Origin of the sequence: Nostoc sp. CmiVER01, assembly GCF_034531135.2 — a bacterium.
Classification (GTDB): domain Bacteria; phylum Cyanobacteriota; class Cyanobacteriia; order Cyanobacteriales; family Nostocaceae; genus Nostoc.
The window spans coordinates 80,087-95,980 of the sequence record NZ_JAVRBU020000015.1; the positions used below are offsets into that span (position 1 = coordinate 80,087).

The 15,894-nt window shown below is 43.3% G+C and carries 13 protein-coding genes and 1 pseudogene; 9 read left to right on the top strand and 5 right to left on the bottom strand.

What is annotated here, in order from left to right:
• Positions 1-74 precede the first annotated feature (74 nt).
• On the bottom strand, positions 75-392 hold the full coding sequence (locus RMZ43_RS25065) for a hypothetical protein (RefSeq protein WP_322649891.1): 318 nt from the start codon (positions 390-392) through the stop codon (positions 75-77).
• Positions 393-660: 268 nt separating this feature from the next.
• Between RMZ43_RS25065 and RMZ43_RS25070 the strand changes: the two genes are divergently transcribed.
• On the top strand, positions 661-1,464 hold the full coding sequence (locus RMZ43_RS25070; protein WP_322649892.1) for a nucleotidyltransferase domain-containing protein: 804 nt from the start codon (positions 661-663) through the stop codon (positions 1,462-1,464).
• A gap of 63 nt (positions 1,465-1,527) precedes the next feature.
• On the opposite strand, the gene glsA is transcribed toward RMZ43_RS25070, so the two are convergent.
• The gene (glsA, locus tag RMZ43_RS25075; RefSeq protein WP_322652915.1) at positions 1,528-2,511 is read right to left on the bottom strand and encodes a glutaminase A; all 984 of its coding nucleotides are present in this window, start codon (positions 2,509-2,511) and stop codon (positions 1,528-1,530) included.
• Positions 2,512-3,410: 899 nt separating this feature from the next.
• Between glsA and RMZ43_RS25080 the strand changes: the two genes are divergently transcribed.
• The 6 genes from RMZ43_RS25080 to RMZ43_RS25105 all read left to right on the top strand — a co-directional run bounded on the left by RMZ43_RS25080 (position 3,411) and on the right by RMZ43_RS25105 (position 10,410).
• Positions 3,411-4,517, top strand: a complete 1,107-nt coding sequence (locus tag RMZ43_RS25080; protein ID WP_322649893.1) for a septal ring lytic transglycosylase RlpA family protein — start codon at positions 3,411-3,413, stop codon at positions 4,515-4,517.
• A gap of 150 nt (positions 4,518-4,667) precedes the next feature.
• Complete coding sequence (locus tag RMZ43_RS25085) at positions 4,668-6,272, top strand: bifunctional pantoate--beta-alanine ligase/(d)CMP kinase (RefSeq protein WP_322652835.1); 1,605 nt, start codon at positions 4,668-4,670, stop codon at positions 6,270-6,272.
• Between the two features lie 816 nt (positions 6,273-7,088).
• Positions 7,089-7,691, top strand: a complete 603-nt coding sequence (locus tag RMZ43_RS25090) for a superoxide dismutase (RefSeq protein ID WP_322649895.1) — start codon at positions 7,089-7,091, stop codon at positions 7,689-7,691.
• A 138-nt stretch (positions 7,692-7,829) separates the two neighbouring features.
• Positions 7,830-8,036: a hypothetical protein gene (locus tag RMZ43_RS25095; protein ID WP_322649896.1), complete on the top strand. Its 207-nt coding sequence runs from the start codon at positions 7,830-7,832 to the stop codon at positions 8,034-8,036.
• Between the two features lie 87 nt (positions 8,037-8,123).
• Complete coding sequence (locus tag RMZ43_RS25100) at positions 8,124-9,260, top strand: AIR synthase related protein (RefSeq protein ID WP_322652836.1); 1,137 nt, start codon at positions 8,124-8,126, stop codon at positions 9,258-9,260.
• Between the two features lie 463 nt (positions 9,261-9,723).
• On the top strand, positions 9,724-10,410 hold the full coding sequence (locus tag RMZ43_RS25105; protein ID WP_322652837.1) for a PHP domain-containing protein: 687 nt from the start codon (positions 9,724-9,726) through the stop codon (positions 10,408-10,410).
• A gap of 247 nt (positions 10,411-10,657) precedes the next feature.
• Here the strand turns inward: RMZ43_RS25105 and RMZ43_RS25110 are convergent, their stop codons facing one another.
• From RMZ43_RS25110 to RMZ43_RS25120, 3 genes and pseudogenes are all read right to left on the bottom strand, one after another.
• On the bottom strand, positions 10,658-12,121 hold the full coding sequence (locus RMZ43_RS25110) for a calcium-binding protein (protein ID WP_322652838.1): 1,464 nt from the start codon (positions 12,119-12,121) through the stop codon (positions 10,658-10,660).
• Between the two features lie 774 nt (positions 12,122-12,895).
• A pseudogene (locus RMZ43_RS25115) lies at positions 12,896-13,198 on the bottom strand (ArsC family transcriptional regulator); the annotation flags it as partial.
• Between the two features lie 48 nt (positions 13,199-13,246).
• A complete protein-coding gene (locus RMZ43_RS25120; RefSeq protein WP_322652839.1) occupies positions 13,247-14,230 on the bottom strand; it encodes an AraC family transcriptional regulator in 984 nt (327 codons plus the stop codon).
• A 182-nt stretch (positions 14,231-14,412) separates the two neighbouring features.
• Here RMZ43_RS25120 and RMZ43_RS25125 point away from each other — a divergent pair, with 182 nt between their 5' ends.
• A complete protein-coding gene (locus tag RMZ43_RS25125) occupies positions 14,413-14,835 on the top strand; it encodes a (R)-mandelonitrile lyase (protein WP_322652840.1) in 423 nt (140 codons plus the stop codon).
• 192 nt (positions 14,836-15,027) lie between these two features.
• Positions 15,028-15,804, top strand: coding sequence for an SDR family oxidoreductase (locus RMZ43_RS25130; RefSeq protein WP_322652841.1), 777 nt, complete (start codon positions 15,028-15,030; stop codon positions 15,802-15,804).
• Positions 15,805-15,894: the final 90 nt, after the last annotated feature.

The following is a 15,894-nucleotide window of genomic DNA, read 5'->3' on the forward strand; positions in this document are numbered from 1 at the left end:
TATTAGACTTATAACAAGCTCAATAATACACCCAGTTAAAAGCAAATGAATTTAATATTTAATCAATATCTCATTTAAGCTGGCGGCTCTATCTTTTGAAATTCTTTAATTGCTTCGATATGGGCTTGATTTACCTTTATATGCTCCTTTACTGCTTCTGCAAATATATCTGTTGAAGGATCTTCTATTAGCCTGTGCGCCAATTCTTGAAATTTCTGCGCGTGTTCTTGCATGGTTTCTCCAAAGCCTTCGATACGTTCTTTTTGTTCCGGCTCGATTTGGTCATCTGTTTGTAAACTCTTAGCCAATTCTTGCACTTCTTGACTATGCTCGATTGATTTTTGAGCATGTTTCTGTGCTGCCTCTATAGTCTGCTTTGAAATTTCATGCATAATCTTAATCTCGGCTATTGCCTTAAAAAACTATAAAATAGAAGCTATCTCGCTTATCTATAACAGTTAGTGAAAAACTTACTAGTATAAAAATTTAATGTTCAAATAACATTTTATATGCTGTTGAAAACTTAGCTAACTAGCTCAAGATGGATGAAGTTGGCGTTTAAACTAATCCTTCAGACTGTTGTGTAGACGTAGCCAGCACTTCGGTAAGCTCAGTGACCACCGTAGGCATCGCTATTGAAATTTCAAAAATTGGAGATGTATGCCTGTTCCCGAACCACAACGAGAGCTTTTAGAACAGATTTTAGCAAAATTGCAGACGGATAACCGTTTACTGGGTGTAGCGATCGGTGGTTCTTATTTGAGCAGAAAAATGGATGAGTATTCCGACCTGGATCTCATTATTGTTGTAGATGATGTTCATTATCAGCAAGTTTTAAAAGAGCGTCAGCTTTTAGCTAGCAAATTAGGAAAACTGCTAGCAGCTTTTACCGGCGAACACGTTGGCGAACCCCGATTATTAATCTGTCTCTATGACAGTCCTCTTGTACACGTCGATTTAAAGTTTTTGCTTTTACAAGATTTTCAAACAGACCGCATAGAAAATCCTATTATTCTATGGGAGCAGGGAAATCTACTAACCTTAGCTGTTTCAGATAATCCACGGAATTATCCACCTTTTGACCCACAGTGGATTGAAGACCGCTTCTGGGTGTGGGTACACTATGCTGCAACTAAATTAGGAAGAGGTGAACTCTTTGAAGTTATTGATTTTCTTTCTTTTCTGCGTGGGCAAGTTCTAGCGCCATTAGCCAAGGTGCAAGCTGGCCTGCTTCCACGCGGTGTAAGAAATCTGGAAACAGAAATTCCGTTTTATTTGAATGATTTTCGTCAAACTATTCCCGCTAAACATGATCAAGAGGAAATTGGGCGATCGCTTCAACACACCATTCGTTTTTACTGCCAACTTCGCTCTAAATTAACAATACCAGACTTGACTATCCACTCTCAAGCCGAAGCTGCCTCTACAAAATATCTACAATCAGTAATAGATAAGTTCAAATAGCGATAATAAAACTCACGGTTAATCTCCAACAAATATAGAACCTCTTCTGCCCCTTTGCTTCCTTCAACTAAATTTCGCCTCTTGGCCTGAACAATCAAATAAATGTAAACCCAACCGTTGGGAAAGTTCTTCACACACCTTTACCCCTCGCACACTGTTACCACGCATATCCAACAGAGGCGAAAAAACTCCAATGCCCATCTTATTGGGTACAACAGCGATGATCCCGCCAGTAACACCGCTTTTCGCCGGAATCCCAATTTTATAAGCCCACTCACCTGCAAAGTTGTACATACCACAGGTGTACATAACACTAAGAATATCTTTGATGTAACGCTTATCTACTGCCGATTCTTTGGTGATGGGATTAATACCTCTGTTAGCAAGGGTAGCTGCCATCACTGCTAAGTCCTGGCAATTCACGATCACAGCACACTGCTGGAAATAAAGATCCAGTGCCTCTTCAATGTTCCGGTCAATCATGCCAAAGTTGAGCATAAGATGCGCCATTGCCCGGTTGCGATGTCCTGTACTGCGTTCTGAGGTAAAAACTGAAATGTCAACGAACACGTCACGCCCAATATATCGCCGAAACATATCCAGTATTCGGTTGAGGCGTTCGGTTGGGCCAGAACCTTTAATTAAGCTGGTGGTTGCGATCGCACCTGCATTTACCATTGGATTATAAGGCCGCTTCGATTGCTCATCCAAAACAATCGCGTTGAATGCATCTCCCGTTGGTTCCACGCCAACTCTAGTCAAAACGTAATCCTGTCCATGATCTTCTAAGGCAAGTCCATAAGCAAATACCTTGGAAATTGACTGAATGGTAAAGAGTTGGTCGTAGTCTCCAACCTTGTAAACCTGACCATCTACTGTCACAATGCAAATGCTGAACAAGTCCGGGTTTACCTTTGCCAGTTCTGGAATGTATTTCGCTACTGCGCCCTCCCCCAGTAACTTGTACTCGGAATGCAAATCCTTAAGAACAGCCAATAATGGTGATGGATTTATTTCTAAATCTCCTTGATATGTTTGGTTTGCGATCACGCTGATATCATTCCCCAAAATACTCACTATATATAGTAGGGGTACAGCTGTACATCCCTACAGCCGCAAAGATTTTTCAATAGATAGCTTGCTCTCAAAAATCATATTTGAGCAAGTACTTAGGTTAAAAAAAGTCTACTGTGCTTTATGATACCTTAAAATTTTAATCTACAAGCGATCGCAAAGATTTATTAATTTTTTTATCATTCATCCTGAAAAATATTAAATTGAGTATCTTACTTTTTTTTATACTCAGTATTACTGGAGTGTCAAGTTACATATATCACTATTTTTAGCCTAGTCATGTGAAGTAAAAGTCATGATTAATTTAAGTGGAAAAAACTTTGAAAAAAGATATTAAACCCAAATTAATTTACATAATTATTTAAGATGTAACTCGTATCATGGCTTATTCGTAGAAAAATCTAAAGATTTTGTGAAATAAGTTATTTTGAGTATTTATGCCGATGCCATTCAATTAAAGTTATATTAGCTTCTAGTTGGAAATAGCCTAAACAGATGTAACATAAAATACACGGATAGCTACGAGCCTTTAGAACAGATGTGAATAGGGTATCGTCGCTTTAGCGTGCAATGAGCGTAAAGTTTTTTTAATAATTTTTGGACTTGTCAAAAAAAGCGTTACATAGCCAAAGTCCGCATTTGAGAAAGGTTTCGCCCTGAAAATTGGAATTTAAATTGAGAAAATTGCCAAGAATTACGCTAAAACCCTGATCCCCAAGCCAAAAGGTTCGTGCTAGTCTGTTGCAGTTATAAACAACAAAGTGGAAACGGAACGAGTTCGAGTTTTTCAATAGGTGAAGTCACTGTTACAAAGTGAAAAATCCCGCGAATTATAAAACTTAAATTCTACAGTCGCTTTAAAAAACGGACGCATGAATCAAAGACATTTGTGGATTATTGTTGCCCTGTCTATGGCTGCTTTGGGCATACCCTCAGTTGGTTGCACTCAAACCACCAAGGGAAATGCGCTAGCTTCCCAAAACTCACCCGCCCCTGATGTGGTGAAGGTGGGAGAATATCAATCCACAGCAGGGAAACAAACCTTGGATGCTGTGATTACAGAAATTCATCCTCACAACGTTGGAGGACGTAAGGCGGCAACCCTTTTTATCCGAAATATACCTGTTCTCACCTTTTTGAGTTCTGTATCAAATACGAATCCTGAAACTAAAAAAGTTGGTGCAATTGGAAATTCTGGGGGCGTACAAAAGTACGCCCTTATTGCTAGCAATTCATCAAAGGAACTGGATACTGGCAGCTTAACAGATGTAAGTAACCAGATTAGCTCCGCTGACAATGACCCGGTTCAGATCGCTGGTGTAATAGCAGCAAAAATCAACCAGTTGAATCGGGAAAATGTGGACGGGAGTAAGATTACCGTAAGTTGGAAAGCAGGGGAAAAATCGACTGACAATCAAGCGCAAAACAAAAGCGCCCCAGTCCAACCAAATGGCGATTATGTAATCAAAGTTAATGGCGAGGAATTGGTCGAAATCAACGAAGGTACGCGACTAGCAGATACCACCAATAATCTAGCGCAAGATGCATTGCAAGCAACCAATCGCCTGCGGAGGCTTCTAGGCAATGCATCTCCCTTAAAAGAGATTGCTAATTTACCACCAGTGCGTCTGCCAGCATCAATACAAAAGCTGCCTCAAGAGGCAGTTGGAATAGTGCGAGCCACCTTGAGAGGTATGGCTTCTTATTACGGCTATGACGGGTCTGGTAATCGTACTGCTAGCGGACAGAGATTCAACCCAGAAGGAATGACTGCCGCTCATCGCAGCTTACCTTTTGGTACAAAAGTCCGGGTAACCAACACCCGCAACGGTCGTTCTGTAGTGGTGCGGATTAATGACCGAGGCCCATTCATTCGGGGTCGAGTCATAGACCTGTCTGCTGGCGCAGCTCGGGTCTTGGGAATGATGGGCAGTGGTGTAGCACCAGTGCATATTGAAGTTTTGGGGAGTAGGGAATAGGGAATAGGAAAGAAAATTAATTACTTACTCCCCATTCCCCACTCCCCACTCCCTACCCTCCATAACAATTCCCCTAGTTCAATCATCTCTTCCCTCTCTTTCAGATATAAACTAACGGGGGAGGGATCGATAAGAACTAGGGGTATTTTTGTGCGCCTGCTGACAACAGTCGCAGCTTTACGCTGCTATTTAACTAAACGCTGCTCAGAAAACAAGCTAATTGCGGTTACTGAGGATCTAAAACTAGATGAGATGACTAGCTGGTATAAGACGGCAGTCGGTCTGGTGCCAACGATGGGAAATTTGCATCAAGGTCATTTAAGCTTAATTCAACGGGCGCGGCAAGAAAATTCTACGGTGATTGTAAGTATTTTCGTCAATCCCCTGCAATTTGCTCCCAATGAGGATTATCAACGCTATCCTCGCACTTTAGAGCAAGACCAACAATTTTGCGAACAAGCTGGGGTAGATGCAATTTTTGCGCCAACTCCGGAAGAAATGGCAGTTCCCCAGAAGGGTATACAAGAATCAAAGGTTACACAAGTTATCCCCCCATCTGCTATGATAACAGGCTTGTGTGGTCGTTCTCGGCAAGGTCACTTTCAGGGTGTCGCTACGATTGTGACCAAACTTTTCAACTTGGTACAGCCTGACCGTGCCTACTTTGGTCAAAAGGATGGTCAGCAACTGGCAATTATTAAACGCTTAGTAGCTGACTTAAATTTGCCAGTAGAAATTGTTGGTTGTCCAACAGTGCGGGAAGCTTCGGGTCTTGCCTTCAGTTCTCGTAATCAATATTTGACTGCAACGGCAAAAGAGCAAGCGGCGGCATTATATCGCGGCTTGCAACGCGCTGAAGCTGCTTTCATTGCAGGCGATCGCAATAGTAACAGGTTGATAGCATTAGTACAGCAAGAAGTGGCAATAGTCAATACGATTTTAGTGGAATATATTGAATTGGTTGAACCGACTACGTTAATGTCTTTAGAAAAAGTTCAGGAGGAAGGAATGTTGGCGATCGCAGCTCGTCTTGGGTCTACACGTTTGATTGACAATATTATATTGCGCGATCGTCAACCCATTATCGCCATTGATGGCCCAGCCGGGGCTGGAAAATCCACAGTGGCGCGTCAAGTCGCAGCAAATCTAAATCTAGTGTATTTAGATACAGGAGCGATGTACCGGGCTGTGACTTGGTTAGTTCTGCAAAAGGGGATTGCCATTGACGATGAGTGTGCGATCGCAGAATTAACTAGCCAGTGTAAAATTGAACTTACCCCTACCCAGGATTTACAATCGTCGGTGCAGGTTTGGATTGACGGTATTGATGTTACCCAGGCAATTCGCACGATTGAGGTTACATCTCAAGTATCTGCGATCGCTGCACAAAGCTATGTCCGTCAAGCACTGGTTAAACAGCAGCAAAACTGGGGAAAGAAAGGCGGTTTAGTTGCCGAAGGTCGAGACATCGGCACTCATGTATTCCCCGATGCCGAAGTGAAAATCTTCTTAACCGCTTCTGTGAGTGAACGCGCCCGTCGCCGCCAGGAAGACTTTAACAAACAGGGTCAACCTGAAATCAGTTTAGAGCAACTGGAGCGGGACATTGCTGAACGCGATTGGAAAGATAGTACACGCAAAGTTTCTCCTTTGCAAAAAGCAGCAGATGCAGTTGAAGTTCAAACCGATGGTCTAAATATTTCTGAAGTCACGGCAAAAATTGTGAACTACTACCAGCAGCGTTTATCTCAGTAGTAATCATCACTAAGCTAACGCGCCTACATATTGCACTATTTCCCGTGTATACCGTCATTAGTCACTAGTCAAAAGTGTTTACCAATTGGACTTGGACAAATGATAAAGAACAACCTCACTAGTGGATGTGCATTGTTTATTTGCGTAACAGCTTATTTGCTCTTAGTTTTTCAGTTCAAAAGGGTGGTGGGTGAGTGATTATCCACTTACCATCCTCAAAACTGTATTTACTAGAAACAGTCTAGATACAAAATAAATAATTTTAAAATTTTAGTCTGGTATTATAGACACTAGCTTTTTTTTAACTACTAAATCATCACGCTTTCGACTGATTTTTCACATCACAATTAATCCTGCCACAGATAGAAGCCTGAAAGCTTTAATTGTTAAATGCTAGGTAAAAGGCAGTTTAGGCTGAAGACAAAAAGACGGCAGTCGTTCCATTTGGGGAAACCCCTTTGCCTAGCGTCTCCTAGAGAAGACGGCACCACCTCTATAAGAAAAAACCTACTCAGTAAGCTGATTTTACTGGATGGCATTTTACGTTTAATTATGCCAATCTACTTAATTACTTATTAGCTTTTAACTAGGAAATATTAGCCATTTTTATTTATAGTCATTATTTCCTAGTGATTTGACTTATTTTACTTATTAGACAAGTACTTTGTTTTTATCTTCACTTTGGTAGTAAAATGACGATGTTAAGTTTTATGTTTCATCATTAAAGACATAAAACCTTAAAAATAAAAGCTGTTAATTTCCTAAGCTTCTGTAATAGCTTAAAACTGGAAACCGGTAAAGAGAGGATTTGACACGATGGCATTTGTACAAGACCCATTACCCTTCGATATTAATGCTTTAGAGCCTTATGGCATGAAAGCTGAAACTTTTGAGTATCACTATGGCAAGCATCACAAAGCTTATGTAGACAACCTCAACAAGCTCACTGAAGGTACAGAACTTGCTAATAAGTCTCTGGAAGAGGTGATCAAAACTTCCTTCAATGACTCCTCGAAATCAGGAATCTTCAACAACGCTGCCCAAGTTTGGAACCACACCTTCTTTTGGAATTCCTTGAAACCAGCAGGTGGCGGCGCACCCACTGGCGATCTCGCAGCCAGAATCGATAAAGATTTTGGTAGCTTTGACAAATTCAAAGAAGAGTTCTCAAACGCAGCCGCAACCCAATTTGGCAGTGGCTGGTCTTGGCTCATTGATGATGGTGGTACGCTGAAGGTGATCAAAACACCAAATGCAGAAAACCCTCTAGCTCATGGTAAGAAAGCACTCCTAACCTTAGATGTTTGGGAACACGCCTACTACATTGACTTTAGAAACGCCCGTCCGGCGTTCATCAAGAATTTCCTAGATAACTTGGTCAATTGGGACTTTGCTGCTGAAAACTTGGCCAAAGCTTAATTAGCTGTCAGTTTTAAACTGGTTCCACCAAGAAAAGGGAGAAATTAAAAAGAATTTCTCCCTTTTCTGTTATTAAGTGGTGGGACGGGCAGTAGCTTGAATAAAAGTACTGGCATGAAAATTAAAATATAAAACATTATGGATAGCAAAGAACTAGCGCAATACATAGAAGCAACTAATAGCATTACTAAACCTTGGCTATTGGTACAACTGCGCCTTAAGAAATTACAAGAGCGCCGAGCCACCCTTACAGATGATGTTTACAACAAAGAATTAAAGGATATTTACCAAGACATGATGAATTTGGGGGAATGGTGGCGTGGTATTGAAGATGAGGTATTTTAAAGTTAGGAGTTATGAATTTTTCTGACTTTTAACTCCTGCACAGACGTGATTAATTGCGTCTCTACTCCTAAATTAAAACGCAACCTGATGGCTCAAGCTCTCGATCAAGTCGATTACGATACTCTCGATGCCGCAAAACGACGCTTCATTGATGCCGCAAAACGCACCCTTGGCTTTGCAAGTGCCTATGGTATTGTGCCCGCATCGGGTCTTGGAGCAAGTGCTAATGCTTTCAGCTTCAATCTCGCTCCATTTCTAGAGGCGGGGGCTAGAGAACTTTCGATGACACTTGTCCCCGAAGGACTGGGTACAGCAGACGATACTCGACCTGACGATCTTTCCGAAGAAGAACTTCGGCAATTTTGGTGGAACATTGGCATCAAGATCATCTCGTGTCTTACGAATGATGCCGCAACATCAGGTATGCAGACTATACTTCTCGGTTTATATCTGCCGTCGAGTACTCCTGAAACAATCTTTACTCCCGCCTTCCTTGATGGGTTTCTTGATGGAGTGGTTGAGGGATGTAAACAAGTGGGGTGTGTGTACCTCTCAGGGGAAACTCCTCAATTAAAAACGAAGATGATTCCAGGTCGGCTCGACATTGCAGGCTCGGTTTTTGGAGTCATGCCGACTGGTGTCGCTCCCATTGATAGTTCGCGTCTGGATGCCGGAAATACCATTGTTCTGATCGAGAGTTCTGGGCCCCATGAGAACGGCTTTACCCCACTGCGAAAGCTTGCCGAGTCGCTCCCTGATGGCTACAGAACAAAACTTCCAAGTGGGCAGGAGTTCTGGGAAGCGATGAATGCCGCTTCGTATCTTTACACGCCACTTGTGCAAGCGGTGCTTGGTGAGGGGATTCGTCCTACCGCGATGGAGAATATCACTGGACATGGATGGCAAAAGCTGATGCGCTCAGTGAAGTCGCTCCGGTATGTTATTGAAACAATGCTCCCAGTGCCGGAGATATTTACGTTTGTCGAGGGTCATCTTGAGGGTGGGGCAACGACGATGCTTTCTGTTTTCAATTACGGTGCAGGATTTGCATTCTATACTGAGTCGGAGCAGGATGCAGAGAGAATCGTCATCCTCGCAAGAGAACATAAGCTTACGGCTGTGATTGCCGGAAGGGTTGAAGCATCTCATAGCCGCGAGGTGGTAATAGAACCGCTTGGAGTCACCTTAAAGGGAGATTCTTTTGGAATTGCGCGAGGAGTATAGTGATTCAGGAAAGATCGCTACTTTTCTTGAATGTTATTTTAGGCTGACTCATCCAATGCCTGCGGCGGGCTACGCTTACACTAAAATCATTACTAGTTACCTACAGTAGTGTAATTACTGGGAAAAATTATATTTTCTTACACGTAATATATAGTTGAATTGTAGGCTTATCAAAGAAAATTACTCTCTTAAATCTTTAACGGTAAGTCTTGTAGCATAAATGCTATAAACATATTTGTATGAATCTCTATGCAATATTTTTTACTACCCATATTTAAAGTAGTCCAAATTACCCATGACTACTGAGGTTAAGATTTGCTAACGTAGTCTTAACATATTGAAAAATTTGCTGAGAAGGCTGAGAAAGTAGCAGCGAACACTAATTTAGAGTGCTGAGTCTTTCTCATCTCTAGATGTGCCGTTTTAGTGTGTTAAAAAGATATATTTTTGTTCAGAGGGGGTTATGGTTGTAAATTTGGCCCGAACTACTGCTTCCACAGAACTTTTGAAGCAAGTCTTCCAAAACATTGATGCACAAAGTTGTCCAAGGTTATTCAACTTTCACATGCACACCGTCTACTCTGATGGTAGGTTGCAGCCAAGTGTATTGATGGAACAGGCGATCGCTATTGGGTTAAAAGGGTTAGCCATCACCGATCATCATGGTATTATGGGCTATCAAGCAGCAGTTGCTTGGTTAGAAGACTGGAAGTGGAATAATCCTGGTGCAAGCACTCCTTACCTGTGGAGTGGTGTAGAAATTAATGCCAGCCTTTTGGATATAGAAGTTCACATTTTGGCTTACGCTTTTACACCAGAACACCCTAGTATAAAGCCTTATCTCCAAAGAAGGCCGACTACAGGGTCAGAATATCAGGCAAGTAACGTGATTGCTGCTATTCATGAAGCTGGGGGATTGGCAGTTTTGGCTCATCCGGCTCGTTACAAGCGATCACTTTTTGACTTAATTCCAGCTGCGTCTGAAAAGGGCATTGATGGTGTGGAAACTTTCTACGCCTACAATAATCCTAACCCCTGGAAACCTAGCGTAGTCGAATCAGAACAAGTACAAAAGTTGGCTGATAAATACTTTCTTTTCAATACTTGTGGTACTGATACCCACGGTTTGAGCCTGCTACAACGCTTGTAAAGATGAATCAAATTTTTTGAACTCTCCTGGTTAAATCTGCCAGGAGGTTATTCTATTCTGAATTTTCAATAATCAAGCCTGATATTAAATAATTCGTAATTCGTAATTCGTAATTCGTAAATTTTGTTTTGCAATGGGGATTTTGACCCCACCACAAAACTTGCCGCTTGATAGAAGCTATGCAACTTAAACCCACGGAATTTGTTAACTTACATTCGGCAGGTTAGTTTGAAAATCATCATGCTAACTAAGCAAAGAAACTGCTCACTGTAATATTTCCCAACGCAGGTAAAGTACCGGTTATTCCTGTTAAATTGACTAACAAATCACTATTCGCCTGAAAACCAGCAGTACTATTATTAATCGCTAGATAAGTTCCAGCGATCGCTCCACTTGTTACTCTGACTAAGGCTGCACCATTTACTCCTAAAGCTTGATTTCCGGCTACGGCTCCATTCGCATCGGTAAATACTTGATTGACTAAGTTTTGTAAAGTAGTGGCAGTCTTATCGGCAGCACGGGTAAAAGTGCTAGGTGTAATCACGGCTGCTGTGTCTGTACTCAGTAAACCAATTTTATCAGTGCCAATGGTGAAATCAGTAATGCGATCGCTTCCTGATACTAATGATTGCCCAAACTGGAAGGCAAATAAATCTGCGCCTTGTCCGCCAGTTAAAGTATCAGCACCAGCACCACCATTCAAACCATCATTTCCATTGTCGCCATTAAGAACATTGGCTCCAGAGTTACCGAAGAGGATATCATCGAAAATCGAGCCTTTTACGTTTTCAACGTTGAAAATAGAGTCAGTTCCTGCACCACCAATAGCGAATCCAGAAGCAAGATTTACGATAACCCTAGAACCGACAAAACCGTACTCAACGGTATCAATGCCACCCCCACCATCGATAGAATCGTCACCAAATCCCCCTAAGAAAGATTCATTGGCATTAGAACCAATCAGCACGTCACTAAAACGAGATCCCAACACTCGCTCAATGGAAACTAAAGTATCATTACCGCTACCACCAATAACAACTCCAGAGGACAAATCAACACCGACTGCTGAAGTAGCGTCGAAATAGACAGCAGTATCAAATCCTGCACCGCCATTAATTCTATCAGCGCCGCCAAACCCTTGGGTCTGGTTATTTCCAGAGTTCCCAGTCAGTATATCGCCGAATGCTGACCCCTCGATATCTTCGACGTTGGAAATAACCGATGTGCCAAAAGAAGTAATTGCCTGCCCTGTTGAGAGATTAACAATTACTCCCTCACTAAATTTTTGGAAGCTTAAGACATCAATACCCGCCCCACCATTGATGGTGTCGTTACCTTTGGAGCCGTCAAAGCTATCATCCTCCGCAGATCCGAGGATACTGTCATTACCTCGATAAAAATATTGACCATAGTCGTATGATGATGTACCGATAGATAAAAGGCTATTTCTTGTCGCAACGTCAAGATTCAGATTTGTGTCCTGCTCTATGAGTTGGCCGTTATTTCCGAAGCCAAAGAACGAAGTGATGGTTCCAGAATTAAAGAATCCGGTTGATCTATAGGTGAAATTGACACCTACAAAACTGTCCGTCAGAACGCCACTGCTATTGAGTATTTCAAAATTGGTGGCAGTTTGCGCTCCATAGAATTGTGCAAGAGAAGTAGTGTCCCCAATGTACCTGTTACCTTGAAATAGTATAGTATCAGCCATAAAACTTTCTCTCCTGATTAAACGTTTGGTGTGAATTTATCTTCAGTTAAGATGTCATTAAGGATTTCCAAAAAATAAATTATCTAATCTTATAGCGTGGGCATTTTACCCGCACCAAAAAGCAGGCGAGAGAGAAGCCTACGCCACAAATTGATTTTGTACGGTATCTGGAAAACCTCTCTTCTATTTCTCTCTTCCGTTAAGGAGAGAGACTTTGAATTTTCCCCCTTTCCGCGTCGGGAAGGGGGTTAGGGGGTTAGCTTTTTTGTGGGATTTTCCAGATTACGTGAAAAATTAACCCGTACAAGAAGTAGTTGGTATTTTTTATTTGGAAATCCTTTAGCGTTGTAGCACGCTATGCCAGATAATACCATTCTTTCTTAGAAAAATATCACTAAACCATCTATTTTTGTATTTAAAAAATAATTTATATAGTGATTTACCGGACAAATTGGGCTTATATAAATGGCTCTTTTTATATCTCTGATTAGAGAAAAATAACATGCTGACTTTAAATCTTTTTCAAAGTCTCGATTTATCAGCAAATCTAAAAAATTTTTGTTTGGAACCAAGCACGGAGATACAAGGTTTTACAGCAGTTTTGATAATATTTGAGCCACATCTGTCTAGAGGTAAAGCGTATTGCTAAATCTCTACCGCGTGGTCTATTTACCTGGAAATCACTGTAAATATTCTCTAATGAGAGTTAAAAATTCCGTTTACAAATGTTTTGAATTATTAAGTCTATGAATAGAAAAAAATAATATGCAAACTTTACACTGTAGGCTCTTCGAGAGGTGTAAATTCTTTATTTACAGATTCAATCAATTGAGTCACCCGTTCTTTAATCTGATCGCGGACTCTAAGAAAAATTTCTGGTTGTTCTGCTGGATCATCTAATTGCCAGTCTTCAAATACTTCTCGCATAACCCACTCTGGCGGTAAATTCACGCCACAGCCACACAAAGAAATTACTACATCAAAGTCTTGCCCTTGAAAATCACTCAGAGGTTTGGAGTGTTGATCGGTAATATCGATACCAATTTCTTTCATGGTTGCGATCGCTTCTGGTCTAACAATATCTCTGTTCTTACTCGTGTTTTGGTTAAGGTATTGTTGAGAAGTTCATATTGAACTGGCAGTTTCCCTAACAGTTTCTCGCAGCCGCTCCACATCGCGCATTGGTGGTACACCAAAGAGCCGCTTGTACTCACGGTTGAAGTGCGAGGCATCGTCGTACCCCACGCGGTAGCCAGCGCTAGCAGCGTCAAGGTTCTCGCCGAGCATCAGACGGCGAGCCTCCTGGAGCCGCAGTTGCTTCTGGAACTGCAAGGGACTCATTGCCGTGACAGACTTGAAATGATGGTGAAAGCCCGAAACACTCATTCCCATCTCTTGTGCGATGCTCTCAATCTTGATCGGCTGGTCAAAGTCTTTACGAAGTCGCTCGACGGCTCTGGCGATGTGGTGGGTGTAGCCACCCAGAACTGCAATATGACGGAGCCGATTACCTTGCTCTCCTATCATGAGTCGGTAAATGATTTCTCGCTTAATCAGTGGTGCGAGAACATGAGCTTCAGCAGGAGAATCTAGAAGCCTGACAAGCCGCACCACAGCGTCCAAAAGATTTGCATTCAATGGACTTACGTCAATTGCTTTCACATCAGCACGGCTGCGCGATGAGGGATACCCTGCCTCGACCATGACTGAGCCAACAAGAGTAGGATCGAGATCGAGACGAAGGCTAAGGTATGGTTGCTCCTTGGACGCTTCTAGAATTTGGCTGACAATTGGCAGTTCGGCTGTAGCAAGCAGATAATGCATCGGGTCGTACTGATAGCGATCGCTACCCAAAAGAACTTCTTTACTGCCCTGAGCGATCGCACAAAACGCAGGGATAGAGACACTATGAAGGCATTCCGAAGGCGAGGAGGCGCGGTTGAAGTGCAAACCTTTGAGCGGCTCAATCGTCCCATCATGAGGAATAGCCTGGGCAATCCGTTCAGTCAGTTCGTCTCTGTTGGCTTGCGCTCTGTCTAGCTCGCGCTTTGCCTGCGAGTCGTTCATTAAATTGCGATCGGACTTTTGACTCGTTTTGGCAGCGTTCATTTCTAAGTTTGCAGAATTGTACAACGATCTTAGACGATCATTTTATTACTTGTTCTTCAAGATTCCTAGAATGAAGCTAAAGCAATGAAAAATGATTTCGGCTTCTTATAAGCATTCTGGATTTTTATTCAAGAGAAAACTCAGTTTTGATTGGGAAAGAGACTTGCCTGCTAGCCACCAAAATGGCATCAAGTAAAGGAATTAAGAAAATGGACATCAAAAGAAGTGGCTCACAGCCTTCCGCCAAAGGTTCGGCTGATTATTTTACCGGCACTGTCCGCATTGACCCCCTGTTCGAGGCACATGAACCAGCCCGCACGTCTGGCGCTAGCGTCACGTTTGAACCTGGTGCTAGGACAGCATGGCATACCCACCCGTTGGGGCAAACCCTGATCGTGACGGCGGGCTGTGGCCTCGTACAACGCTGGGGTGGAGCGATCAAGGAAATTCAACCGGGGGACACAATCTGGATCTCGCCAGATGAGAAGCATTGGCACGGTGCTACAGCAACCACAGCCATGACGCACATCGCTATTCAGGAATGGCTCGACGGCAAGCCTGTGGACTGGCTCGAAAAAGTCAGCGACGAACAATATCCTAATTGATCTCCGCATCCAGTGGTTTTAAGACCAATTCTCCAAAATGAGGCAACAGATATAACTCAGGAAAATCTTGCTGCATCTAAGTTTCTTATTGCATTAGCGTAGCCCATTGCGTTAGCGCAGCGTTAGCGAGGAACGAGCGTCATTGCGAATTGGTATAAGACCTTGTTAGGTGAAAAATTCAAGGAGTAAAAAATGACAACGAACGAGAATGGAAACTACACAGGAAAGGTTGCGTTTGTGACCGGAGCAGCGAGCGGTATCGGTCGAGCTACGGCGCTGGCGTTTGCCCGTGAGGGTTCCAGCGTGGTGGTTGCTGATGTTTCAGAACAGGGCAATCAAGAAACGGCCCGCATGATCGAGGAACTCGGCGGTCGGGCGATCGCTCTCAAGTGCGACGTGACGCGATCTGAGGACGTGAAGGCCGCTCTGGACAAGACCATCGAGACCTTCGGGCGGCTGGACTTCGCCTTCAACAACGCGGGCATCGAGCCGAGGAATGCGGCTCCAACCGCAGAGTACGAGGAGGAGGAATGGAACCGGATTATCGACATCAACCTCCGTGGCGTTTTCCTGTGCATGAAGCATGAGATTCCCCTGATTCTCAAGCAGGGACGTGGCGCGATCGTCAATACGTCATCAGGCGCGGGAATCATCGGCATCAAGGGCAGTCCCGCGTACACTGCCGCGAAACATGGCGTGATCGGACTGACTAAGGCAGCCGCCCTCGACTACGCCGCGCAGAACATCCGCGTCAACGCCGTCTGTCCCGGCTACATCGACACCCCGATGATGGGCCGCTTCACCGGTGGCACGGACGAAGGGCGTGCGAAAGTGATTGCGGAGGAGCCGGTCGGACGGATGGGCAAGCCTGAGGAGATCGCTGCGGCCGTCGTCTGGCTGTGTTCGGACGCGGCTGCCTTCGTCATTGGGCACGCTATGGTCATCGATGGCGGCCAAACGGTGCAGTGATGTTCGTCGCCAACACGATCAAACCCTAATACCATTTCACTAAAATCCTGATACAAATTCTTTCCCCTCTGCTCCCCTGCTCCTCTGCTC

Excerpts from the sequence above, each read along its gene's own strand:
- RMZ43_RS25065 (WP_322649891.1), bottom strand. The coding sequence starts at position 392 with ATGCATGAAATTTCAAAGCAGACTATAGAGGCAGCACAGAAACATGCT.
- RMZ43_RS25120 (WP_322652839.1), bottom strand. The coding sequence starts at position 14,230 with ATGAACGCTGCCAAAACGAGTCAAAAGTCCGATCGCAATTTAATGAAC.
- RMZ43_RS25090 (WP_322649895.1), top strand. The coding sequence starts at position 7,089 with ATGGCATTTGTACAAGACCCATTACCCTTCGATATTAATGCTTTAGAG.
- RMZ43_RS25095 (WP_322649896.1), top strand. The coding sequence starts at position 7,830 with ATGGATAGCAAAGAACTAGCGCAATACATAGAAGCAACTAATAGCATT.
- RMZ43_RS25070 (WP_322649892.1), top strand. The coding sequence starts at position 661 with ATGCCTGTTCCCGAACCACAACGAGAGCTTTTAGAACAGATTTTAGCA.
- RMZ43_RS25100 (WP_322652836.1), top strand. The coding sequence starts at position 8,124 with ATGGCTCAAGCTCTCGATCAAGTCGATTACGATACTCTCGATGCCGCA.
- RMZ43_RS25105 (WP_322652837.1), top strand. The coding sequence starts at position 9,724 with ATGGTTGTAAATTTGGCCCGAACTACTGCTTCCACAGAACTTTTGAAG.
- RMZ43_RS25080 (WP_322649893.1), top strand. The coding sequence starts at position 3,411 with ATGAATCAAAGACATTTGTGGATTATTGTTGCCCTGTCTATGGCTGCT.
- RMZ43_RS25130 (WP_322652841.1), top strand. The coding sequence starts at position 15,028 with ATGACAACGAACGAGAATGGAAACTACACAGGAAAGGTTGCGTTTGTG.
- RMZ43_RS25125 (WP_322652840.1), top strand. The coding sequence starts at position 14,413 with ATGGCATCAAGTAAAGGAATTAAGAAAATGGACATCAAAAGAAGTGGC.
- RMZ43_RS25110 (WP_322652838.1), bottom strand. The coding sequence starts at position 12,121 with ATGGCTGATACTATACTATTTCAAGGTAACAGGTACATTGGGGACACT.